Raw genomic sequence first — 22,019 nt, 5'->3', positions numbered from 1 at the left:
GTCGAAAGGTTCAACGGCCGGGCATGCGGAAACTTGAGCGGACGGAACCCGGCGTTGTCGGCACGTCCCAATCACGGCGGAACCGGCGCATCCGGCAAACCCATGCAACAGGCTCATTTCGGCAGACTCATCCGCCCAGTCATTGGAACAGCGCATTGGCGTCCAGCAGCACCGTGGGCAGCCGGCCGACGCGGGCCACGCCGACCACGCCGCCCGGGTCGGTACCCGGCAGCGGCGGTTCGATGTGCTCGCGCGACAGGGTCACCACGTCATCCACCGCGGAAACCAGCACGCCGATCAGCTCGTCGTCGCGCTCCACCACGATGATGCGGGCGTGCTCGTCGGGATCGACCCGGCCGGTGCCCAGCCAGCGTGCGAGGTCGAACACCGGGACGATCCGTCCGCGCAGGTTCATCACGCCCAGCATCGCGTGGCTGGTGCCGCGCAGGGCGATGATCGGGCTCATGCGCACCACCTCCTGCACGCGCAGCAGCTCGAATGCATAGCGGTCGTCGCCCAGCGCGGCGCGCAGCCAGCGGTTGCCGGACGTGTTGTGGGGCGTCCGCGCGGGTGCCTGCGCGTGCTGGTTCGCCAAGGGTGTCGCTGCCGGGAGTTGGCGTGGCAGGGGTTGGGGGTCGATTTCCTGCCCGGGTACCGGTGGCGTCGGGGGCTGCACGGGCTCGGCGATGTGCGGTTCGGGCCGAGGGACAGGTGCCGGCGCGGTGGCTGCCTCGGCAACGGACGCCGCTTCGGCAAATGCCGCCGCTTCCGCCGCAAAGTCGGCCTCGAAATCGGCTTCAACCCGGGCGACGGCCTGAGCGGCGGCCTGGAGTCCGGCTTGAGGCCCGGCCGGGTTTTCGGCCTCGTTCGCCGCCTGGTTTTCGTAGGCGCTGCCGGATTCGACTTGAACCCGGGCGTCCTCCTCCAGCGGAGCCAGCAGCTCGTCCAGGTAGGCGTCGACCATCTGCGCGCTCATGCCGCTTTCTGCTGCGCCGGCAGGGCGGCGAGCAGCCAGTTGAGGGCGGAGCGGTAGGCGTCCGCGCCGCGGCCGGTGGGAGCGGTCCCGGTGGTCAATGCCATGGCGTCGCGCAGGCGTGTATCCATCGGCACCGCCTTGGGCCAGACCAGACCTTCATAGCGGTCGTGCAGCTGCTCCAGCACCAGCACCCCGGCGCGGGTCCGGCGGTCGTAGAGGGTCGGCAGGATATGCCGCGGCAACGGCCGCCGGCGCGAGCGCTCGACCATGTCCGCAGTGCGCAGCATGTCGGTCAGCCCGTGCATGGCCAGCGGGTCGGTCTGGGTGGGGACGATCAGCCGGTCGGCCGCGGCCAGCGCATTGACCATCAGCAGGCCGAGCGTGGGCGGGCAGTCGAGCAGGGCGTAGTCGTAGCCGCCACGCGCGGCGTGCAGCGCGCGGCCCAGCGACAGGCCCAGCCCGGGCTGGGTCGCGCCGCGGCGTTCCAGCGTTGCCAGCGCGGGTTGCGCGGCCACCAGCAACAGGCCGTCGATCCCGGTGCGGCGCGAGAGGGTCGACAGCTCCACGCTGAAGTTGGAGAACACGTCGTGGGTGCCCGCCGGCGGCGGATCGGCGGGCACGCCGAAGGCACGCGTCAGCGAGGCGTGCGGGTCCAGGTCGATGAGCAGCACGCGGTGCCCCATCGTGGCCAGTCCGCGCGCCAGGCACAGCGAGGTGGTGGTCTTGCCCACGCCGCCTTTCTGGTTGGCTATGGCCCAGGTCTGCATGTCAGCCGGCTCCGGAGTTCGTGGTGGGACGCTCGGGCGTCGTTGTCTTCATGGGCAGAAGGGGAACCAGTGCGACCGCGCCAGCGGGTGGCTCCTGCGTCGCGGTCACCGCCGGCGGCAGTGGCGCGGTGATCGCATCCGGCCCCTGCGGCGAGGCCAGGATCACCAGCAGCACGCGACGGTTGGCATTGCGTCCTTCGACGGTACGGTTGTCGCCGACCGGCTGGTACTCGCCGTAGCCGACGATGGCCAGGCGCGCGGCGTGCACGCCGGAGGCGATCATCTCGTGCACCACGCTGCCGGCGCGCGCCGCGGACAGCTCCCAGTTGGAGGGGAACCGCGCGGTGGCGATCGGCATGTTGTCGGTGTAGCCCTCCACGCGCACCGCGTTGGGCTCGTCGCGCAGGATGTTGGCCAGCTTGCGGACCGTGTCCACCGCCAGCGGGCTCGGCTGGGCCACGCCGCTGGCGAACAGGATGTCGCTCTGGATCTCGACTTCGAGGAACGCCGGCCCGCGCCGCACGGTCACCAGCTTCTCGCGCACCAGCTCGACCAGGGCTTCCTGGATGCGTTGCCCGAGCTGGTGCAGCTCGCCCTGCCGGCGGCTTTCGAGCTCGATGGTCGCGGCGGTCGCGGAAGCCGCCGCCGCAGCCGCCGCATCGGCCTGCGCGCTGCGCTGCTGGTGGCCGAAGGTCGGCATGTCCAGCACCTGCAGCATGCGCGGTGAATTGATCGGCGTGGCCGCCGCCGGGCCGGCCTTGGAGGCGGCGGTCTGGATCGAGGGGCGGTCGAAGGCCGAGCCGCGCAGCTGGGTCTTGCCCACCTGGATCGGGCTGACCGTGCGCGGCGGACCACCGAATGCGGAAGACAGCGAGTCGGCCAGCACCCGGTACTTGCCCTCGTTGAGCGAGGAGATCGCGTACATCACCACGAAGAACGCCAGCAGCAGGGTCATCAGATCGGCATAGGGGATCGCCCACGCCTCATGGTTCTGATGCTCCTCATGCTGCACGCGCCGGGCCATGTCAGTGCACGAAACCGTTCAGGCGGGTTTCGATGTTGCGCGGGTTCTCGCCCTGGGCAATTGCGATCAGGCCTTCGATCACCATCTCGCGTTCCTCGGCCTGGTGGTTGATCAGGCCCTTCAATTTGGCGGCCGCCGGCAGCAGCGCCAGGTTGGCGGTGCCGATGCCGTAGATGGTGGCGGTGAACGCCGCGGCGATGCCGGAGCCGAGCTTGCTCGGGTCGGCCAGGTTCTTCATCACCGCGATGAGTCCAAGCACCGCGCCGACGATGCCCAGGGTCGGCGCGTAGATGCCCATGCCCTCGAACACCTTGGCCGCGGCGAGATCGCGCTGCGACTGGCCGTGCAGTTCGATCTCCAGCATCTGGCGGATGGATTCGGGCTCCACGCCGTCCACCACCATCTGCAGGCCCTTGCGCACAAAGGCGTCGTCCTGCACGGCGACTTCCGGCTCCAGCCCGAGCAGTCCCTGGCGGCGCGCGATGGTGCTCCATTCGACGATCTTGGCGATCAGGGCCGGGCGGTCGTGCGAGGGCGGGCGGAATACCCAGCGCACGATCTTCATCGCCCGCATGAACGTGTCCATCGGCGTCTGCACCAGGATCGCGGCCAGCGTGCCGACGATCACCACCACGAACGCGGCCGGCGACCACAGCCCGGCCAGGCCGGCGCCTTTCAATATGCTGCCGCCGACCAGGGCGATCAGCGCGAGTACGGTGCCGATGAGGCTGAGTCTGTCCATGGCTTCAGTTAACGGTCACGACTGGGATTGCTTGAGCCGGCCCGACCCGCGCACGCCGGTGCGGTACAGCGCGTCCACGTCCAGGATCAACGACATGCGTCCGTCGCCGATGAGGCTGGCGCCGGCATAACCGGGCAGTCCGCGCAGGGTGCGCGGCAGCGCCTTGATCACCACTTCCTCGCGACCGCGCACGCGGTCCACCGCCAGGCAGAAACGCTGTTCGCCGGCCTGCAGCACGACCACGGTGCGCTCGCCGATGGAGGGCGACCCGGGATCCGAACCGACTCCCGACCCGAGCCCCAGCCAGTCGCGCAGGTCCAGCAGCGGCACCGGCTGCCGGCGCAGGTCGATCACATCCTGGCCGTCGATCGACATCGGCACGCCGGGGAGGTGCGCCAGCACCTCCACCACGCGCACCAGCGGCAGGGCGTAGACGTCCTCGTCGATCTCCACCAGCAGGGTCGGCAGGATCGCCAGGGTCAGCGGCACCCGGATCACGAAGCGCGAGCCGTGGCCGGGTTCGGACTGGATCTGCACCTGGCCGGACAGCTCGCGGATGCGCGACTGCACCACGTCCATGCCGACCCCGCGTCCGGACAGGTCGCTGACCTCGGCACGGGTGGAGAAGCCGGGCAGGAAAAGCAGTTGCAGGCACTCGTCCGACGGCAGCCGCGCGGCCGCATCGGCGTCGATGAGGCCCTTGCGCACGGCGATGTCGCGGATGCGGTCGGGATCGATGCCGGCGCCGTCGTCGCGCACCTCGATGACCACGTGGTCGCCTTCCTGCTGCGCGGACAGGCGGACATGGCCCTGCTCGGGCTTGCCGGTGTTGCGCCGCACCTCGGGTGACTCGATGCCGTGGTCGATCGCGTTGCGCACCAGGTGCACCAGCGGATCGGCCAGGGCCTCGACCAGGTTGCGGTCCAGTTCGGTCTCCGCGCCGACCACGTCCAGCTCGACGTTCTTTTTCAATTGCCGGGCGACGTCGCGGGCGAGTTTGGGGAAGCGCGCGAACACGCGGCCGACCGGCTGCATGCGCGCCATCATCACCGCCGACTGCAGGCGCGAGGTGGCGCCGTCCAGCGCACCGACGGCGCGATCGAGTTCCTCGTCGTGCAGGCGCGGGCGCAGGGTCTTGAGCCGGTTGCGGGCGAGCACGAGTTCCCCGACTAGATTGACCATCGCGTCGAGCCGGCGCACGTCGACGCGCACCGTGGGCTCTTCGGGATGTGGGGCGGCGGCGGGCTTGCGCGGCGGCGGTGCCGGTGCAGGCACGGGGGTCGCGGCGACCGGCGCCGGTACGGGCGCGGGAGCCGCAGCCGGTGCCGGTGCAGCACCGGCGTCGGTGGCAGGGATGTTGCCGGGGATGCCGCCACTGCCGTGCAGGCTGTCGAGCAGGGCTTCGAAATCCAGGTCGTCGAGGTCGTCGCTTTCCGCCGTGGCCGCGACCACCGGTGCAGCGCCGCGGGGAGCAGGGGCATCCACGCGCATGCTGTCGATGAGCGCCTGTGGCGGATCAGGCATCGGCTCGCCGGCGGCGATGCAATCGAGCATGTCGACCAGCAGGTCGAGGGCCTGCTGCGCGCCGTCGAATGCCAGGGCATCCATCGGCATCGCGCCGTTGCGGGCGAGGTCGAAGCGGTCTTCCACGGCATGGCAGATCGTCACCATCGCCGGAAAGTCCAGGAAGCCCGCGCCGCCCTTGATGGTGTGGAAACCGCGGAACACCGAGTTCAGGCATTCGCGGTCGGTCGGCGCGTACTCCAGCGCGACCATCTGCTCGCCGAGCTGGTCCACGATCTCGCGCGCCTCGATCAGGAAGTCCGCGCAGATGTCGGAGGCGACGTCCACGGGTCTACAGGCCCAGCGACGACAACAGCGAGTTGGCGTCGTCCTGGCTGACCGGTGCCGGATCCAGTCCGCCCACCGCCGGGCCGTGGCCGCGGTTGTTGGACAACTGCAGCGGACGGTCGGCCTCGCCGGTCACCTCGCCCAGGCCGATGTGCACGGCGCGCACCAGCGCGACCACGCGCAGGATGATCTGCCCGGTGAGGTCCTGGTAGCCCTGCGCCGCGGTCAGCTCGGACAGCCGCGAGCGGATGCCCGCGATCGCCTCGGCTTCGGCCGCATCGTTGGGGACCGGCAATTGGCGCAGCAGTTTTCCGCATTCGTCGACCAGGTCCAGCGAACGCATGCTGGCCTGCTCGGTCAGGGTGACCACGTGCTCCAGCCGGGCACAGGCATCCGGCAGGGAGGCGGCGTTGGCCGGGCTGCCGGCGGTGTCGCCGAGCGCCTGCTCCAGCTCGCGGGCCAGCCTGGCCAACCCCTGCACGAAGGGCTGGGTGCGCCATTCGATCAGGGCGTCGACGTTGGCGCGCCAGCCGGCGTGGTCGTCGTTCTCCAGCGCCCACAACGCGGCGTGCAGGCGCTGGCTGATGGCCTGGCGGTCGTGGCTGGTCACGCACCGGCTCCGATGCGCTCGAACACCTTGCCCAGCTTGTCGCCCAGCGTCGCGGCGGTGAACGGCTTGATCACATACCCGTTCACGCCGGCCTGGGCGGCCTCGATGATCTGTTCGCGCTTGGCTTCCGCGGTCACCATCAGCACCGGAATGCTGGCCAATGCCGGGTTGGCGCGGATCGCCCGCAGCAGGTCGATGCCGGGCATGCCGGGCATGTTCCAGTCGGTGATCACCAGGTCGAAGCTGGCCTTGTTCAACTCCACCAGCGCGGTGGTGCCGTCGTCGGCTTCGGTGGTGTTGTGGAAGCCCAGGTCGTTGAGCAGGTTCTTGACGATGCGGCGCATCGTGGAGAAGTCGTCGACGATCAGGATGCGGATGTTCTTGTCCATGGATGCTCGTTGGTAGTCGTGGAGGGCGGGCTTTCACCGCGGTGGTGCTGATAAGTGGGGTCGGCGGTGCTCAGTCGGCGTCCAGTGCGGTGTCGCGCCATTCGCCCAGGCGGGCGCGCAGGCGCAGCATCGACTGGCCGTGGATCTGGCACACGCGCGATTCGCTGATCGACATCACCGCACCGATCTCGCGCATGTTCAGTTCCTGCTCGTAGTACAGCGACAGCACGAGTTGTTCGCGTTCGGGCAGCTCGCCGATCGCGCTGCCCAGCGATTCGCGGAACTCGCTGTAGTCGAACGCACTGGCCGGGGTGGCGTCGCCAGCGGCGACGCGCGGTTCGCCGTCGTGCTCCTCGGTGTGCGCGTCCAGGCTGATCAGCTGGCCGCGCGAGGCTTCCTCCAGCATGCGGTAGTACTCGTCGAGGCTGATCTCCAGCTCGGCGGCGACTTCCTGCGCGGTGGCCGGGCGGCCGGTGGCCTGCTCGATCCGGCGGGTTGCGGCGACCACGTCGCGGTAGCGGCGGTGGACCGAGCGTGGCACCCAATCGCCACGGCGGATCTCATCGATCATCGAGCCGCGGATGCGGATCGAGGCATAGGTCTCGAACGCCGCGCCCAGGTCGTCCTGGAAATTGCGGGCGGCGTCCAGCAGGCCGAGCATGCCGGCCTGGATCAGGTCGTCGACCTCGACGCTGGACGGCAGGCGCGCGGCGAGGTGGTGGGCGATGCGGCGGACCAGCTCGCCGTGGCGTTCGACCACGTCGGCGGCGTCGTGGCGCGGCATCGAGGCACGGTAGGCAGCGGCGGCGTGGCTCATGCGACGGCACTCCTGGCGGGCGTGATCAGGCGTTCCATGTAGAACTCCACGTGTCCGCTCGGGCCCAGCGGCGACTGCCACTGGCCGGCCCGGCGGGCGATGTCGCGGAACGCGATCGCCGACGGGCTGGAGGGAAATGCCTCGATCACCGATTCCTGGCGCTGGATCGCCCGGCGCAGCCACTCGTCGCGCGGGATTGCACCCAGGTAGTTCAGGGTGACGTCGAGGAAACGCGAGGCGACCCGCTCCAGCTTGCCGAACAGCTGCCGGCCTTCGGCGGCGTTCTGCACCTGGTTGGCGAGCACCTGGACGCGGCTGACGCCGCGGTCGCGGTTGAGCACCTTGATCAGCGCGTAAGCGTCGGTGACCGAGGCGGGCTCGTCGCAGACCACCACGATCACGTCCTGGGCGGCCTGGCAGAAGGTCAGTACGCCATCGGCGATGCCGGCCGCGTTGTCGACCACCATCGTGTCGATCGGCAGGTCCAGCTGGCTGAAGGCATGCACCAGACCGACGTGCTGTTGCGGCAGCAGTTCGGTCATGTGGCGCTTGCCGGAGGCGGCGGGCACCACCCACAGCCCGCCGGGGCCTTCCAGCAGGGTGTCGCGCAGCTCGCAGCGGCCGGCGAACACGTCGGCCAGGGTGAAGCGTGGCGACAGGCCCAGCATCACGTCGACGTTGGCCAGGCCCAGGTCGGTGTCCAGCAGCAGGGTGCGCTGGCCGGCGTTGACCATCGCCATCGCCAGATTGACCGACACACTGGTCTTGCCCACGCCGCCCTTTCCGCTGGCAACGGCAATGACGCGCACGGGCGCCACCGGCGCTGCGGCAACGGGCTGCGCCGGGGTCGGCGATGCGGATTGGAAGTCAGGCGATGGCATGGTGGTCCTCGGTGACAAAGGGGTTATCGGCCGCACGTCGCAGTTTCTCCAGCTGCAACACCAGGTTCGATCCGTCCGCCGCTTCCAGATCGCTGGGAACCTGCTGGCCGTGGGCGGTGTAGGCCAGGCTCAGGCCGTTGCGGACCGCCACCGACAGGGCCGCGCCGAGGCGGCCGGTCTCGTCCGTCTTGGTCAGCACCACGCCCTCGGGGCTGGCCATCCGGTAACGGCGGACGAGCTCGTTGAGGTCGTGCGGGTGGGCGTTGGCGGGCAGCACCAGCAGGCTGCGCAGCTGACGGGTCGCGCGCAGCCAGGTGATCTGGCCGAGCAGGGCGCGGTCGCGGGCGCCGTAGCCGGCGGTATCCACCAGCACCAGCGGGTAGTCCTGCAGCTGTTCCAGGGTCTGCGCCAGGCTCTCTGCGCCGTGGGCCTCGCATACGGTGATGCCGAGGCGGCGACCGTGCGCGTGCAATTGTTCGATCGCGCCGACGCGCTCGCTGTCGGTGGTGACCATGGCGACGTCGCGGGCCCGGTGGCGGGCGGCGAAGCGCGCGGCCAGCTTGGCCACGGTGGTGGTCTTGCCGGCACCGGTCGGGCCGATCAGGGCGATCACGCCGCCGTCGTCGATCGGCTCGCTGCGCATGATCGTCAGCATCCGCGCCAGCTCGGCCAGCGTCGGTGCGCGGACCTTGTCGGGCGGCAGCGCCGGGTTGAGCTTGGCGACCACCGACTGCGCCAGCGATTCGTCGCAGCCGTAGCCCAGCAGCATGTCGTAGGCCGCCGCGCGACCGGGCGAGCCGCGCAGGCGCTCGGCGGTGAACTGGCCCATCTCGCGCTCGATCATCCGCCGCATCGAGGTCAACTCCTCGCGCATGGCGGAGATGCCCGGATCGGGTTCGGCGACGACCTGCAGCAGGGGGACGGTGGTTTCGGTGGGCGACGGCGGGGCGGACCCGGTTTGGGTTTCGGTGACTGCAGGGGCAACTGCAACGGCCGCGGTCACGGCAGGCGCGACTGGCACAGCCGGTGCAGCCATCGCCGGATCCGGATCGGCTTGCAGATCCGACGCGGGAGCGGGTGCGGTGGAAACCGATGTGGTCGTATGGGGCGCTGCCGGTGCGGCGGCGACCGGCGCGGACGCAGCAGGCTCGCCGGGCGCGGGGATGCCGGGGCTGGCCGGCGCGGGCTGGGCCCAGGACGGCGCCACCAGGCCCGTGACCGCTTCGCTGGCAGGCGTGCCAACGGACGGGCCGGACAGGGTGGCCATCATGGCCTCGAAATGGGACGGGGCTGGCGAATCGGAACGGGGTGCGGAAGCCGACACGGTTGTGGCCGCGGCCAGCGGGAATCCGCCGGTCAGTTCGGCCAGCGTCGGCTCGGTGAGCGGTTTGGCGCTTTTGGTCGATGCCGGCGCATCGCCGATGCGGAACACGGCGCGCGCGCGGCTGGCGAAACTGTCGCGTGGCGCAGTGGCCGGTGCGGGTGTCGCAAGCGCGGTGGGGGCGTCATGGAGCGTTGCCCTGAAACCGTCGGCATCCGGCGCAGCAGGCGCATCCGCTGCCTCCGACGGCGGCCTGGGGGCGGCCGCGCGCAGGGCCTGGTGCACCAGCGCCTCGTCGTAATCCGTCGCGGCCACCACTTCAATGCCGTCGGCGGTCGTGCGGCTGGACAGGATCACCGCGTCCGGGCCCTGCTCCTCGCGGACCATGCCCAGGGCGCTGCGCATGTCGGTGGCGATGAAACGCTTGATTCTCATGACGATGTTTCCCTGCTGGGGGTTTCCGTTGTTGCCCGTTACTGCCGGTTATTCCGTACCCGGACCGATCAACCGATCGAGCCGACCAACCGCAAACGCTTGTCTTCCGGCACTTCGGTGTAGGCCAGTACCGACAGGGCCGGCACGCTGTGGCGCACCAGGCGCGCGATGGTCGCGCGGATCCCGCCGGGCACCAGCAGGACGGCGGGTTCACCGCGTCCTTCCTGCTGGGTCACGCAATCGCTGAGGTTCTGGTGCAGCCGCTCAGCCAATCCGGGTTCCAACGCGGCACCTGCGCCGTTGACCGACTCCTGCAATACCCGTTCCAGAGCCGGCGCCAGGGTGTAGACGGGCAGTTCGGGCTTGAGTCCGTTGAGCTCCTGCACGATGAAACGGCCCAGCGCGGTTCGCACCGCAGCGGTCAACGCGGCCGGGTCCTGGGTGTGTGCGCCGTGCTCCAGCAGCGCTTCGACGATCTGGCGCATCTGCCGCAGCGGCACCTTCTCGATGAGCAGCGATTGCAGCACCCGCACCACCACCGACAGCGGCAGCAGCTTGGGTGTCAAATCCTCGACGAGCTTCGGTGTCGCCTTGCCGACGCTGGCCAGCAGCTGCTGCACCTCGTCGTGGCCGAGCAGCTCGGACGCGCGCTCGCGCACCACGTGGGAAAGATGGGTGGCGACCACGGTGGAGGCATCCACCACCGTGTAGCCCAGCGATTCGGCATGCGCGCGCTGGCTGGGCGGGATCCACACCGCATCCAGCCCGAACGCCGGGTCCTTGCCGGGAATGCCGTCCAGCGTGCCGAACACCTGGCCCGGATCCAGCGCCAGATCGCGGTCGGGATGCAGCTCGCCGGTCGCCATCGGCACGCCGTGCACGAGGATCCGGTACTGGCCCGGCGCGAGTTCCAGGTTGTCGCGCACGTGCACGGCCGGAATCAGGAAACCCAGATCCTGGGTCAGCTTGCGGCGGATGCCCTTGAGCCGCGCCAGCAGCTCGCCGCCCTGGGTCTTGTCGACCAGCGCGATCAGCTTGTAGCCGACCTCCAGCCCGAGCGGTTCCACCGGACGCACTTCGTCCCAGCTCAGCTCGGCCATGGCCTGGTTGGCGCTGCCCAGGCCGGTGACGGGATCGGCATCTTCGGTCTCCGTCGCGGCGCTCGCCTCGCGCTTGTGCAACTGCCAGGCGGCATAGCCGATCGTCGCCGACAGCACCAGGAACGGCAGGTTCGGCATCCCCGGCACCACGCCGATCAGCCCCAGCAGCAGGGCGGCCACGATCAGTGCGCGCTTCTGCCCGAACACCTGCTTGGAGATCGCCGGCCCCATGTCCTGCTCGCGCGTCGCGCGGGTGACCAGCATCGCCACCGCGGTGGACACCAGCAGCGCCGGCAGCTGCGCGACCAGGCCGTCGCCGATGGTCAGCAGCGCGTACACCTCGGCCGCGCTGGAGAACGGCATGTCGTGCGCGAGCACCCCGATCAGGATGCCGCCGACCAGGTTGATGACCAGGATCAGCAGGCCGGCGATCGCATCGCCGCGCACGAACTTGCTGGCGCCGTCCATCGAGCCGTAGAAGTCGGCTTCCTCGGCGACTTCCTGGCGGCGCGCCTTGGCGTCCTCGCGGCTCAGCAGGCCGGCGTTGAGGTCGGCGTCGATCGCCATCTGCTTGCCGGGCATCGCGTCCAGGATGAAACGTGCCGAGACCTCTGCGATGCGTCCGGAGCCCTTGGTCACCACGATGAAGTTGACGATCGTCAGGATCGCGAAAACGATGATGCCGACGGCGTAGCTGCCGCCGATCACGAAGTTGCCGAACGACTCGATCACGTGGCCGGCCGCGCCGGGGCCTTCGTGGCCGTGCAGCAGCACCACCCGGGTCGAGGCGACGTTCAGCGCCAGCCGCAGCAGGGTGACCATCAGCAGCACCGACGGGAACACCGAGAATTCCAGCGGCCGCTTGACGTACACCACCGCCAGCAGCACGACCAGCGACAGCGCGATGTTGATCGTGAACAGCGCATCCAGCACCAGCGGCGACAGCGGCACCACCACCATCGCCAGCATCGCCAGCACCACCACCGGGGCGGCGGCGCCGTTGCGCAGCGAGCGGGCGATGCCGCCGAAGTTCATCGGAGCGGGCTGGGCACTCACGGTGCCGGGATTCCGTCAGCGCCATTCACGGGCTGGGGATCGACCGCGCCATCGGGGCCGACATCCGGCAGTTCCAGTGACGGCGCGGGCCCATGCGCCGGGTGCCAGCGCTTGAGCTGGTAGACGTAGGACAGGACCTGGGCGACGGCGGCGTAGAGCTTCACGGGGATCTCCTGATCAACCTGTGCCTGCCTATACAAGGCGCGTGCCAGCGGCGGTGCCTCGATCACGCTGATGCGGTGCTTTTCACCCACGTCGCGGATCATCAGCGCGGTCTCGTCCACGCCCTTGGCGACCACCCGCGGCGCGCGCATCTTGTCGGCGTCGTACTTCAGCGCGACCGCGTAGTGGGTCGGGTTCATCACGATCACGTCGGCGGTCGGCACCGCCTCCATCGTCTGCCGCTGCGACAACTGGCGGGCGACTTGGCGCACGCGGGCCTTGATCTCCGGGTTGCCCTCGGTCTGCTTCATCTCGTCGCGGATTTCCTGCTTGGTCATCTTCAACTTGGCGTTGTGCTGGTAGCGCTGCCAGGGCACGTCGATGGCGGCGATCAGCGCCAGCGAGCCGGCCATCGCCAGCAGGGCGGTCATCGCGGTGTGCAGGCCGGTGCCGATGGCGACGTCCAGCGCCATCCGCGGCATCGCCAGGATCTCGTCGATCGCGCCGGTGATGACCAGCGCGCCGGTGCCGACCACCAGCACCACGCGCATCAGCGAGCGCAGCAGTTCGGCGAAGCCTTCCTTGCCGTAGATGCGCTTGAGCCCGGCGGCGGGGTTGAGGCGTTTGACGTCGAACTTCAACGACTTGCCGGAAAAGCGGATGCCGCTCATCAGCGCCGGTGCGATCAGGCAGGCGGCCAGCGACGCCGCCAGGATCGGCAGGATCGACAGCACCAGGCTGATGACCAGCAGCACCGCGTGGGTGATCAGCCGGTCGGGCTTGCCGAGGATCGCCGGGTCCACCGTGAGCGCACCGCCGAGCCAGGTCTGGGCATCCACCCCGATGCCCGGCGCCAGCACCATCACCGCGACCGCAGTCGCACCCAGGATCGAGACATTGGCCAGTTCGCGCGAGCGCGGGACGTCACCCTTTTCGCGGGCTTCGCGCTTGCGTTTCTCGGTCGGTTGTTCGGTGCGGTCTTCCTGGTCGCCGGACATCGCTCGCTTCCGTGGCTGGCGGCCGCAGGGTCCGCCGGGTGGGCGCGCTGTCCGGGGTGCTTGCTCAGCCGGTCAGCGCGCGCGCCGCGAGGAAGGCATCCTCGAACAGTCGCTGCACCGGCTCCTGCAGTTCCCGTGCCAGCAGTGTCATCAGGGTCATGCCGACCAGCAGCGCGACCGGCAGGCCGATCGCGATCGGATTCAACGCCGCCGCCGCGCGCGACAGCACGCCGAAGGCGAGGTTGGAGGCGAGCAGCGCCATCATCACCGGCAGCGCCAGCAACAGACCCGCGCGCAGGCAACTGGCGAAGAACGTCGGCAGCGCGGCGAGGAACCCGTCCATGTCCACCAGCGGCGCGCCGATCGGCAGCGCCTGGTAGCTGTCGGCCAGCAGGCCCACCAGCGCGAGGTGGCCGTCGAGGGTGAAGAACAGCAGGCCGAAGATCAGGAAGAACCACTGCGACAGCACGGTCGATGACGCGCCGCTGAGCGGGTCGGCCAGGGTCGCGAACGACAGCGCCATGCCCTGGCTGATCAGCTCGCCGGCCAGCTGGCCGGCCTCGAACGCGAGCCGCAATACCAGCCCGATCGAAATGCCCACCGCCATCTCGCGCAGCACCGTGAGCACCGTCGCCGCATCCACCGCCGCGGTCGGTGCGGCCGGCAGCACGGTGGACATCGTGGCCGACAGCGCGATGGCGATGATCATGCGCGCCCGCACCGGCATGCCACGGCCGCCGATCATCGGCATCGCCTGCAGCGCCGCGCCGATGCGCAGCAGGTACCACAGCACCTGGCCGAGCATGCCGAACAGGTTGAGCCCGTCGACGGTGGTGGCGGTGACCGGGTCCATCAGTCCGCCATGCCGTTGAGCGGCATGCCCGAAAGCGACATGGGTGCTAGCCGATCAGGTGCGGGATGCGCTGGAACAGGTCGGTCGTGAAGGCGACCATCTTGCCCAGCAGGAAGTGCCCGGTCAGCGCCAGCGTGGTGGCCAGCGCGATGGCCTTCATCACGAACGCGATGGTCTGCTCGTTGATCTGGGTGGCCGCCTGCAGGATGCCCACGACCACGCCGACCACCAGCACCGCCAGCAGCGGCGGCGCGCCCATCATCAGCGCCATCTGCAGGCCGCGGCCGATCTCGGTGATGGCGGTTTCCGGGGTCATCGCCTCATACCCCGTTGAAGCTGGCGGCGAGCGAGCCGACCACGAGGATCCAGCCGTCCACCAGCACGAACAGCAGGATCTTGAACGGCGCGGAGATCAGCATCGGCGACAGCATCATCATGCCCATCGACATCAGCACGCTGGCGACCACCAGATCGATGATCACGAACGGGATGTAGACCAGGAATGCGATCTCGAACGCGGTCTTCAGCTCGCTGGTCAGGAACGACGCCGCCAGCACGCCGAACGGCACGTCCGCCGCGGTCGCATACGGACCACTGTTGGACAGCCCGGCGAAGGTCATCAGGTCGTTCTCGCGCACCTGCGCCAGCATGAAGCCGCGGAACGGCTCGATCGAGGCGGTCCACGCACTGCGGAAGTCCATCTGGTCGTTGAGGTAGGGCGAGATGCCCGCGGCCCAGGCCTGGTCGAACACCGGCATCATGATCATCGCAGTCAAAAACAGCGCCAGCGCCAGCAACACCTGGTTGCCCGGCGTCTGCCCGGTGCCCAGCGCCTGCCGCAGCAGCCCCAGCACGATGATGATGCGGGTGAACGCGGTCAGCCCGAGCAGCGCCGCCGGCAGCAGGGTGATGCCGGTCATCAGCAGCAGCACCTGCAGCGGCATGCTGACCGGCTCGCCGCCGATGTTGCCGACGTTGAGGTTGGGCAGCGCGGGAGCTGCCGACGGCGTGGCGGGTGCCGGCACGGTCTGCGCCATGGCGTCGGGGGCCAGCATCAGTACGATGGCGGCCAGCAGCAGGGCGGCCAGAACGCGCAGCGCCCAAGGGTTCCGGCTGCGGGAGACAGTACGGTTCACGACTTCTTTCCGAAGTGTTGCGCGAGCAGGCTCGCGAAAGGTGAGGGGGTGGCATCGGTGGCCGGCAGCGGCTCGGCCAGGGTGTGCAGGGCGCGGGTGCCGCCGGCGCCGACGCTGAGCAGCAGCTGGGTGTGGCCGACCTCGACCACCACCACGCGCTCGCGCGGCCCCAGTGCCAGCGAACCCACCACCCGCAACGCCGGATTGCCGGCGGTGACGGCACCCACGCCGGGCATGCGCCTGGCCAGCCACGCCAGCGCGAGGATCAGGCCGACCACCAGCAGCAACGCCATGACGCCGCCGCCGATCGCGCCCGCACCGCTGGCGGGTGGCGCGAATACTGGCGCAGGTACTTGGGTTACCGAAGCGGTGCCCGCGCGTGCCAGCGATATCGCGACAAACTCGGCGGTGCTGTCGACGCTGACGGTGACCTGCGAAAAGGCATCGGCGGATTCCGCCGTGGCGGCGTCGGTGTCGATTGCGGTGTCGGTCGTGGTCGCATTTGGCGCAGTGGCAGGTGCCAACGTCCCCCCGCCTGCGCGGGGATGACGGCTGGAAACGTCGGCATCTTCCACACCGCCGTCGTTCCCGCGCAGGCGGGAACCCATGGACGTGGCTTCCGTCGCGACGTCGCCCGACGGTGCCGCAACCGCAGTGCTGGCCGCACTGCCCACATCCCCGTCATTCCCGCGAAAGCGGGAACCCAGCGCCGTGGCTTCCATTGCCGCATCGCTCGATGGCGGCACGACCGCGACGCCGGCTGCATTGCCCGCACCGTCATTGCCGCGCAGGCGGGAATCCATGGACGTGGCCACAGCGGCATCCACGATGTCGGGCGCCTCGCTCATCGCAGCCGCTTGATGCGTTCGGCCGGGCTGACCACGTCGGTCAGGCGCACGCCGAAACGGTCGTTGACCACCACGACCTCGCCCTGGGCGATCAGGGTGCCGTTGACGAACACGTCCAGCGGTTCGCCGGCGCCGCGTTCCAGCTCGACCACCGAACCCTGGTTGAGCTGCAACAGATTGCGGATCGGAATCCGCGTGCGGCCGACTTCCAGCGACAGCGATACCGAGACATCCAGGATCACGTCCAGGTTGAGGTCGGTCCCGTGTCCGTCGGTATCGGCGGTCAGGGTGTCGAATGCGGCGCGTGGGGTGTCGTTTTCGAGGGTGGCAGTGTCGGTTGGGTTCATGACGTTGTCAGGCTTTCGAAAGTGGGAAGGGTGCGTGCGGCGTGCACGGTGGTGACCTTGATCGCGTTGCGGCCGTTGTGGGTGCCGAACTCGCCGGAAAACAGCGGCGTCTGCTCGACCTTCAGAGTCACCGTGTCGGGCAGGTCGATCGGGATCACGTCGCCGACCTTGAGCTGGCTCAACTGGCGCAGGGTGATCTGGCGCTGCGCCAGCGAACTGCTCAGTTCGACCTGCGCGTCCTGCAGCTGCTCGCGCATCGCGCGGGTCCAGCTCTCGTCGCGCTCGACCCGGTCGCTCTGCACGCCGGCATCGAGTTGCTCGCGGATCGGTTCGAGCATCGAGTACGGAATGGACACGTGGAATTCGCCGCCGCCGCCTTCCAGCTCGACATGGAAGCGGCTGACCACGATGTACTCGCGCGGACTGATGATGTTGGCGAAGTGCGGGTTGACCTCGGAGTTGAGGTACTCGAACTCCACCGGCATCACCGGCGCCCAGGCCTCGACCAGGTCGGCGAAGGTCTGCTTGAGCAGCAGCTGGATGACGCGCATCTCGGTCGGGGTGAACTCGCGGCCCTCGATGCGGGTGTGGTACTTGCCGTTGCCGCCGAAGAAGTTGTCGACCACGGTGAACACCAGCCGCGGTTCGTACACCACCAGCGCGGTGCCACGCAGCGGCTTCATCTTCACCATGTTCAGGTTGTTGGGCACCTGCAGCGAGTGCATGTACTCGCCGAAGCGCATCAGGTCGACGCCGCGCACCGACAGGTCGGCCGAGCGGCGCAGCAGGTTGAACAGGCCGATCCGCCAGGTGCGGGCGAACCGCTCGTTGATCATCTCCAGCGTCGGCAGGCGGCCGCGGACGATGCGGTCCTGGCTGGCGAAGTCGTAGCTGCGCGCCTCGTCGGGGGCCGGCGGGGCCTCCTCGACATCGACCGCGCCGCTGTCGACGCCATGCAGCAGGGCATCGATCTCGTCCTGGGAAAGCAGGTCCATGCTCATCGCCGGCGTCCCTACTGGGTCACGAAGCTGGTGAAATAGACGGCATCGACCTTGTTCGCGGCCCCTTCGGACTTCAGCAAGGCGTTCACTTCATCGCGCGACTTGTCCTGCAGGCGCTCCTTGGCGCTGCGCAGCGCCAACTGGCTGGCCGAGTGCTGGCCGAACAGCAGCAGCAGGCGGTTGCGCACTGCCGGCGCATGCAGTTCCAGCGCCTTGGCGGTGGCGTCGTCGCGGGTCATCAACTGCACGTCGGCCTGCAGGTAGCGCACCGAGTCGGCGTCGATCAGGTTGACTACGAAGGACGGCTCCAGCGCGAAGTAGATCGCCGGCTTGCGCGCCGCGGTGGGCGAGTTCTCGGCCTGTTCCGCCGCTTCGGCCGCGGCTGCCTTGGAATACCACAGCCAGCCACCACCCGCGGCCAGGGCCACGATCAGCACGGTGACAATGATCCAGGGCATCTTTCTGGACGGGGGTGGGGACTTGGGAGGCACTCGAAAACTCCGGCAGGCAAGGATTGCCGGAACAGTGCAAGGGGCGTGCCGCAGGAAGAATGCCCGCCTGCGACGGGGAATTGACGCCGTGCCGGATGACGCCGGTGCCATTGATTTGACGAGGCCGGGGAGGCAACCCGCAGGGCAATATCCATCGTTGGGTGGCGTCGTCGCCATCCAACGTGAATGTGGCCGGGTTCAGGGGGGAGCGACTCACCGGCGGAGGCATGCTTCCGCCACTCCTACTCCGGTTGTCTGCAGGAGCGACGTGAGTCGCGAACGCGCAGAGACCACATTTGCCGGGTGCGTCCACCTGGGTGGACGAAAAGCGGTGCCGATGACGCCACCGCCCCGTCCAAGGCAACTCAATCGCGGGAGAGGATGTACAGGTCGCGACTCACGTCGCTCCTACTCCGATTGTCTGCAGGAGCGACGTGAGTCGCGACCGGTGCATCGTGTCCGCCAGTCGGGGCTTCGCGGTTGAAGCCGTCCTACGACCGCAGGAAGTCCAGGCGGACGACCGGAGGGAATGCCCGTGGTGAAAAAATAGTCAGGCGTATTCGTCCAGCAGCCCACGGCGCATCAGGGCCGGTGCCGGCAGGTTGTCGCTGATGCCGCCGCCGTCACCGGATCCCGGTGCATCCGTGCTGCCGCTCGCGGCGCGCTCGCCGGAGGTGCCCGATTGGCCGCTGCCGATATCGGTGTGGGCCAGTTGCAGGCCTTGCTGGTCGAGCAGGTCGCGCAGGCGGCCGACGCTGGCTTCCAGGGCCTGGCGGACATCGACGTTGGCGGAGACGAACTCGGCGCTGACGCGGGAGCCGTCCAGTTGCAGGCGGACGTCGATCGGGCCGACGTGGTCCGGGCTGACGCGGATCTGCGCATGACCGATGCGCTGTTCGGCCATCCAGCCGATGCGCGCGCCGAAGCTGTCGTCGAAGCCGGCGTCCGGCTCGGCCGGCATCGCGACGGGGGCGCTGGTCAGTACCGGCGCGACGCTGCGCGCCGGGCTGCCGGCCGTGGCCTGCTGGCCGGGCAGGATGAACTCGGTGGGGTCCGCACTTTCCGTGGCGCTGGCCGACGGCTTGGCCGCGGCATCGGTATCGATGGTCTGGGCGATGGCCCGGGCAAGCTCGCCCGATGCATCGGCACTGTCGATGGCGCCGGCCTGGGCCAACGGCAACGCCGGGCCGGTCGTCGCGGTGACGGGAGCCGGTACGCTGCCCGCCTGACCGGCAACCGGTCCGGTGGTTGCCGCGCCGGCACCATCGGCGATGGCTCCGTTGATCGGCAGGAGGGGTGTCGGGGGCTCGCCATCCGTCAACGGATCGCCGGCTATCCCGCCCGGCGGTAGAGCGTCGGCGACGGGCGGCGGAGCCGGTGACGGCCAGGCGCCGCCGATCAGGTTCAGGATCTGCTCCGGAAGGGCATCGTCGAGGACGGCTTCTTCCGGCGACGTGTCGCTGGCAAGCACCGGCGTGCTGGCCGGCGCGGTCGCCGCTGCGGTGTCGGCGGTCGGCGCGACACCGGCCAGCAGACCGGCAAACGTGTCCTGTTGACGGCCGCCGCCGCGTCCGTTGCCTGCTGGAGCGGTGACCTGCGGTGACGACGCGGGCGCGATGCCGGGGCTCGCCACCGCGCCGCTGCCGAGACCGGAAGCCATCACGTCGCCGGCTCCGGATCGCGGGTCTGGGCTCCGTTCAATGCCCGGCGTGCGCCCAGGTCGTCCATTTCGCGCTGGCTGCGTTGCTCGTCCACGCGCGATTCCTCGGCGCGGTAGCTGGCCGACAGTTTCTCCAGCACGTGGGTTTCGCGGCTGGCCAGCAACAGGCGGGTGCGTTCGACATCGCTCTGCTGGCGGGTGTCGGTGACCACGCGGCTCTGCTGGGCGATGGCGACGTCCAGGCGCTCGCGGAACGCCAGCCGGTTGGCCAGCAACGCCGGGCTGGTGAGGTTGGAACTCCCCGGCGCGGCGTATTCCAGCGCGTACCGTCGCAGCGCCTCCAGCCGCGCCTCCTGCTCGGCCACCGCGCGGTCGCGCTCGGCGACTTCGCGGGCGACGTCGTCCTGGTGGCGTTGTTTCACTTTCAACAGTGGATCCAGTCGTTGCGATCGCATGTCGGTCACGTCTCCTGCGCAGTGGGGGTTGCGGGTTGCCGGGTGCCGGCGGTGTTGTCGGGTGTGTTGTCTGGGGTGTCGTCGAGCAGCCGGGCGAGGGCGGCGCGGCTGGCTTCGACATCGGCCGCCTCGCTGACGTCCTGGCCGAGGAAGGCCTGGATCGCGGGCCAGCGGGCGACGGCCTCGTCGACCGCCGGATCGCTGCCGCGCTGGTAGGCACCGATCGCGATCAGGTCGCGCTGGGCCGAGTACGCGGCCAGCAGCCGGCGCAGCTTGCGGATGCGCTCGCGCCATGGCGCGTCGGTGATGTCCTGCATCACCCGGCTGACCGAAACCTCCACGTCGATGGCCGGGTACTGGCCGGCGTCGGCGATGCGGCGGGTCAGCACGATGTGGCCGTCGAGGATCGCGCGGGCGGCGTCGGCGATCGGCTCCTGCTGGTCGTCGCCCTCGGTCAGCACGGTGTAGAACGCGGTGATCGAGCCGCGGCCGTCGGCGCCGTTGCCCGCGCGCTCCACCAGTTGCGGCAGCTTGGCGAACACCGACGGCGGGTAGCCGCGGGTGGTCGGCGGCTCGCCCACCGACAGGCCGATCTCGCGCTGGGCCTGGGCGAAGCGGGTCAGCGAATCCATCAGCAGCAGCACGTGCAGGCCCTGGTCGCGATACCACTCGGCGATGGCCGTCGCCCGCAGCGCGCCGTGCAGGCGCGCCAGCGGCGGCCGGTCGGCCGGGGCCGCCACCACCACGGCGCGGCGCATGCCTTCCTCGCCGAGGGTGGCCTCGACGAAGTCGCGCACTTCGCGTCCGCGCTCGCCGACCAAACCGACCACGATGACGTCGGCGGCGGTGTAGCGGGTCATCATGCCCAGCAGGGTCGACTTGCCGACGCCGGAGCCGGCGAACAGGCCGATGCGCTGGCCGCGGCCGATTGGCAGCAGGGCGTTGATCGCGCGCACGCCGACATCCAGCGAGCGGGTGATCGGCTCGCGCGTCAGCGGGTTGATGATCTGGCCACCGAGTCCGACCCAGCTTTCCGGGCGCAGCGGGCCGCGGCCGTCCAGCGGCACGCCGTCGCTGTCGATCACCCGCCCGAGCAGGCCGTCGCCGACCGCCACTTCGCCGCGCTGGCGGGTGGTCACCACGCGTGCGTTGGGCAGCAGACCGGCGAGGTCGGCGGTGGGCATCAGGAAGGTGCGGTCGCCGGAGAAACCGACCACTTCGGCATCGACCCAGCGGCCGCCGGAGGTTTCCACCCGGCAGCGCGAACCCAAGGGTGCGCTGCAGCCGGAGGCCTCCAGGGTCAGGCCGACCGCGCGCCGCAACACGCCTTCGCGGGCCAGACCCAGTGACGGCGGCTGCGGGTTGATGGTGGCCAGCCGGGCGGAAAGGCGCAGGTTGCGCATGGCTTCCCACTGGTCGGCGGCGATGCGGCTCATGGGGTGATCTCCAGGTTCGCATCGGTGTTCGTATCGGCGCTCGCGTCCGCGTCCATGGCCGCATCCAGGCAAGCCTGCAGGCGCGCGGCGAGGGTGCCGTCGATGCGCACGCTCTCGCTGTGCAGCCGCAGTTCGCCGCGGGCCAGGCCGCTGTCCTCGCTCAGGCGCACGCCGCTCAGCCCCATCAGGTGCGGCGCCAGCACGCCCAGGTCGTCGGGATGCAGGCGCAGTTCGATCTCGCGCGAACTGGCGCCGACGGCGTCGAGCGCCTCGCGCACCAGGTCGGCCAGCAGGGTCGGGTCGGCCTGGTAGGTGCGTCCGAGCAGGTTGCCGGCGATGCGCACCGCCAGCTCGCCCAGCGCATCGGCGACTTCGTTGTCCAGCCGCGCCAGTGGACGGGTAAAGCCGTCCAGGATGCCTTCCATCTGCGCGACCATGCGGCGCACCTCGGATTGCCCGCTGGCCAGCCCTTCGGCGTGGCCGGCGGCGTGACCGTTGGCGTAGCCTTCCTCGCGCGCGGCCCGCTCCAGTGCCTGCAACTCCTCGACGCTGGGCAGCATGGGGTTGGATTCCGCCTGCGTCGCGGCCACCGGCGGGGCCGTGGCCGGGTCCAGGTCGGGTGCCAGCCAGCGGATCGCCCGCGCGCTGTCGGTGTCGGTCATG

Annotated in this window: 23 protein-coding genes; all 23 read right to left on the bottom strand. The window is 69.8% G+C overall.

What is annotated here, in order from left to right; genetic code table 11:
• Positions 1–139: 139 nt before the first annotated feature.
• Positions 140–976: a chemotaxis protein CheW gene (locus N792_RS13490; protein ID WP_052103838.1), complete on the bottom strand. Its 837-nt coding sequence runs from the start codon at positions 974–976 to the stop codon at positions 140–142.
• On the bottom strand, positions 973–1,743 hold the full coding sequence (locus tag N792_RS08910) for a ParA family protein (RefSeq protein ID WP_036194211.1): 771 nt from the start codon (positions 1,741–1,743) through the stop codon (positions 973–975). The genes N792_RS13490 and N792_RS08910 overlap by 4 nt, the downstream gene beginning before the upstream one ends.
• A 1-nt stretch (position 1,744) precedes the next feature.
• Positions 1,745–2,767 (bottom strand): flagellar motor protein MotD, encoded by a 1,023-nt coding sequence (gene motD, locus N792_RS08905; RefSeq protein WP_084105612.1) that lies wholly within the window; start codon positions 2,765–2,767, stop codon positions 1,745–1,747.
• A gap of 1 nt (position 2,768) precedes the next feature.
• Positions 2,769–3,509: a flagellar motor protein gene (locus N792_RS08900; protein WP_036194209.1), complete on the bottom strand. Its 741-nt coding sequence runs from the start codon at positions 3,507–3,509 to the stop codon at positions 2,769–2,771.
• A 15-nt stretch (positions 3,510–3,524) separates the two neighbouring features.
• The gene (locus N792_RS08895; protein ID WP_052103836.1) at positions 3,525–5,360 is read right to left on the bottom strand and encodes a chemotaxis protein CheA; all 1,836 of its coding nucleotides are present in this window, start codon (positions 5,358–5,360) and stop codon (positions 3,525–3,527) included.
• 4 nt (positions 5,361–5,364) lie between these two features.
• A complete protein-coding gene (locus tag N792_RS08890; RefSeq protein WP_036194207.1) occupies positions 5,365–5,970 on the bottom strand; it encodes a protein phosphatase CheZ in 606 nt (201 codons plus the stop codon).
• Positions 5,967–6,359: a chemotaxis response regulator CheY gene (gene cheY / locus N792_RS08885; protein ID WP_036194205.1), complete on the bottom strand. Its 393-nt coding sequence runs from the start codon at positions 6,357–6,359 to the stop codon at positions 5,967–5,969. The genes N792_RS08890 and cheY overlap by 4 nt, the downstream gene beginning before the upstream one ends.
• Before the next feature lie 70 nt (positions 6,360–6,429).
• On the bottom strand, positions 6,430–7,176 hold the full coding sequence (locus N792_RS08880; RefSeq protein ID WP_036194203.1) for an RNA polymerase sigma factor FliA: 747 nt from the start codon (positions 7,174–7,176) through the stop codon (positions 6,430–6,432).
• Positions 7,173–8,057: a MinD/ParA family protein gene (locus tag N792_RS08875; RefSeq protein WP_036194202.1), complete on the bottom strand. Its 885-nt coding sequence runs from the start codon at positions 8,055–8,057 to the stop codon at positions 7,173–7,175. The genes N792_RS08880 and N792_RS08875 overlap by 4 nt, the downstream gene beginning before the upstream one ends.
• Positions 8,044–9,813, bottom strand: a complete 1,770-nt coding sequence (locus tag N792_RS08870; RefSeq protein ID WP_036194199.1) for a flagellar biosynthesis protein FlhF — start codon at positions 9,811–9,813, stop codon at positions 8,044–8,046. The genes N792_RS08875 and N792_RS08870 overlap by 14 nt, the downstream gene beginning before the upstream one ends.
• Before the next feature lie 68 nt (positions 9,814–9,881).
• Entirely contained in the window at positions 9,882–11,969 is a 2,088-nt protein-coding gene (gene flhA, locus N792_RS08865; RefSeq protein WP_425478871.1) for a flagellar biosynthesis protein FlhA, read from the bottom strand.
• The gene (gene flhB / locus N792_RS08860) at positions 11,966–13,129 is read right to left on the bottom strand and encodes a flagellar biosynthesis protein FlhB (RefSeq protein WP_052103834.1); all 1,164 of its coding nucleotides are present in this window, start codon (positions 13,127–13,129) and stop codon (positions 11,966–11,968) included. Before flhB ends, flhA begins: the two co-directional genes overlap by 4 nt.
• Before the next feature lie 64 nt (positions 13,130–13,193).
• The gene (gene fliR / locus N792_RS08855; protein ID WP_036194196.1) at positions 13,194–13,982 is read right to left on the bottom strand and encodes a flagellar biosynthetic protein FliR; all 789 of its coding nucleotides are present in this window, start codon (positions 13,980–13,982) and stop codon (positions 13,194–13,196) included.
• Positions 13,983–14,028: 46 nt separating this feature from the next.
• Positions 14,029–14,298: a flagellar biosynthetic protein FliQ gene (locus tag N792_RS08850; protein ID WP_036194194.1), complete on the bottom strand. Its 270-nt coding sequence runs from the start codon at positions 14,296–14,298 to the stop codon at positions 14,029–14,031.
• Positions 14,299–14,302: 4 nt separating this feature from the next.
• The gene (fliP, locus tag N792_RS08845) at positions 14,303–15,037 is read right to left on the bottom strand and encodes a flagellar type III secretion system pore protein FliP (protein ID WP_084105650.1); all 735 of its coding nucleotides are present in this window, start codon (positions 15,035–15,037) and stop codon (positions 14,303–14,305) included.
• Positions 15,038–15,114: 77 nt separating this feature from the next.
• Entirely contained in the window at positions 15,115–15,510 is a 396-nt protein-coding gene (fliO, locus tag N792_RS14315) for a flagellar biosynthetic protein FliO (protein ID WP_425478872.1), read from the bottom strand.
• Between the two features lie 452 nt (positions 15,511–15,962).
• Positions 15,963–16,313, bottom strand: coding sequence for a flagellar motor switch protein FliN (gene fliN, locus N792_RS08835; RefSeq protein ID WP_036194191.1), 351 nt, complete (start codon positions 16,311–16,313; stop codon positions 15,963–15,965).
• Positions 16,310–17,308 (bottom strand): flagellar motor switch protein FliM, encoded by a 999-nt coding sequence (gene fliM, locus N792_RS08830; RefSeq protein ID WP_425478870.1) that lies wholly within the window; start codon positions 17,306–17,308, stop codon positions 16,310–16,312. The genes fliN and fliM overlap by 4 nt, the downstream gene beginning before the upstream one ends.
• Positions 17,309–17,325: 17 nt before the next feature.
• Positions 17,326–17,772: a flagellar basal body-associated FliL family protein gene (locus tag N792_RS08825; RefSeq protein WP_052103831.1), complete on the bottom strand. Its 447-nt coding sequence runs from the start codon at positions 17,770–17,772 to the stop codon at positions 17,326–17,328.
• A gap of 583 nt (positions 17,773–18,355) precedes the next feature.
• Positions 18,356–19,465 carry a flagellar hook-length control protein FliK gene (locus tag N792_RS13480; protein WP_052103829.1) on the bottom strand — a complete coding sequence of 370 codons (1,110 nt, stop codon included), beginning with the start codon at positions 19,463–19,465 and terminating at the stop codon, positions 18,356–18,358.
• The gene (fliJ, locus tag N792_RS08815; RefSeq protein ID WP_036194355.1) at positions 19,465–19,920 is read right to left on the bottom strand and encodes a flagellar export protein FliJ; all 456 of its coding nucleotides are present in this window, start codon (positions 19,918–19,920) and stop codon (positions 19,465–19,467) included. Before fliJ ends, N792_RS13480 begins: the two co-directional genes overlap by 1 nt.
• Positions 19,921–19,925: 5 nt before the next feature.
• Positions 19,926–21,356 carry a flagellar protein export ATPase FliI gene (gene fliI / locus N792_RS08810; protein WP_052103827.1) on the bottom strand — a complete coding sequence of 477 codons (1,431 nt, stop codon included), beginning with the start codon at positions 21,354–21,356 and terminating at the stop codon, positions 19,926–19,928.
• Complete coding sequence (locus tag N792_RS08805; RefSeq protein ID WP_052103879.1) at positions 21,353–22,018, bottom strand: FliH/SctL family protein; 666 nt, start codon at positions 22,016–22,018, stop codon at positions 21,353–21,355. Before N792_RS08805 ends, fliI begins: the two co-directional genes overlap by 4 nt.
• Between the last annotated feature and the right edge of the window lies 1 nt (position 22,019).

It is taken from the genome of Lysobacter concretionis Ko07 = DSM 16239 (genome assembly GCF_000768345.1).
GTDB lineage: Bacteria > Pseudomonadota > Gammaproteobacteria > Xanthomonadales > Xanthomonadaceae > Novilysobacter > Novilysobacter concretionis.
Note: the sequence above shows the minus strand (reverse complement) of the source record. Positions and strands in the feature narration are given on the sequence as shown.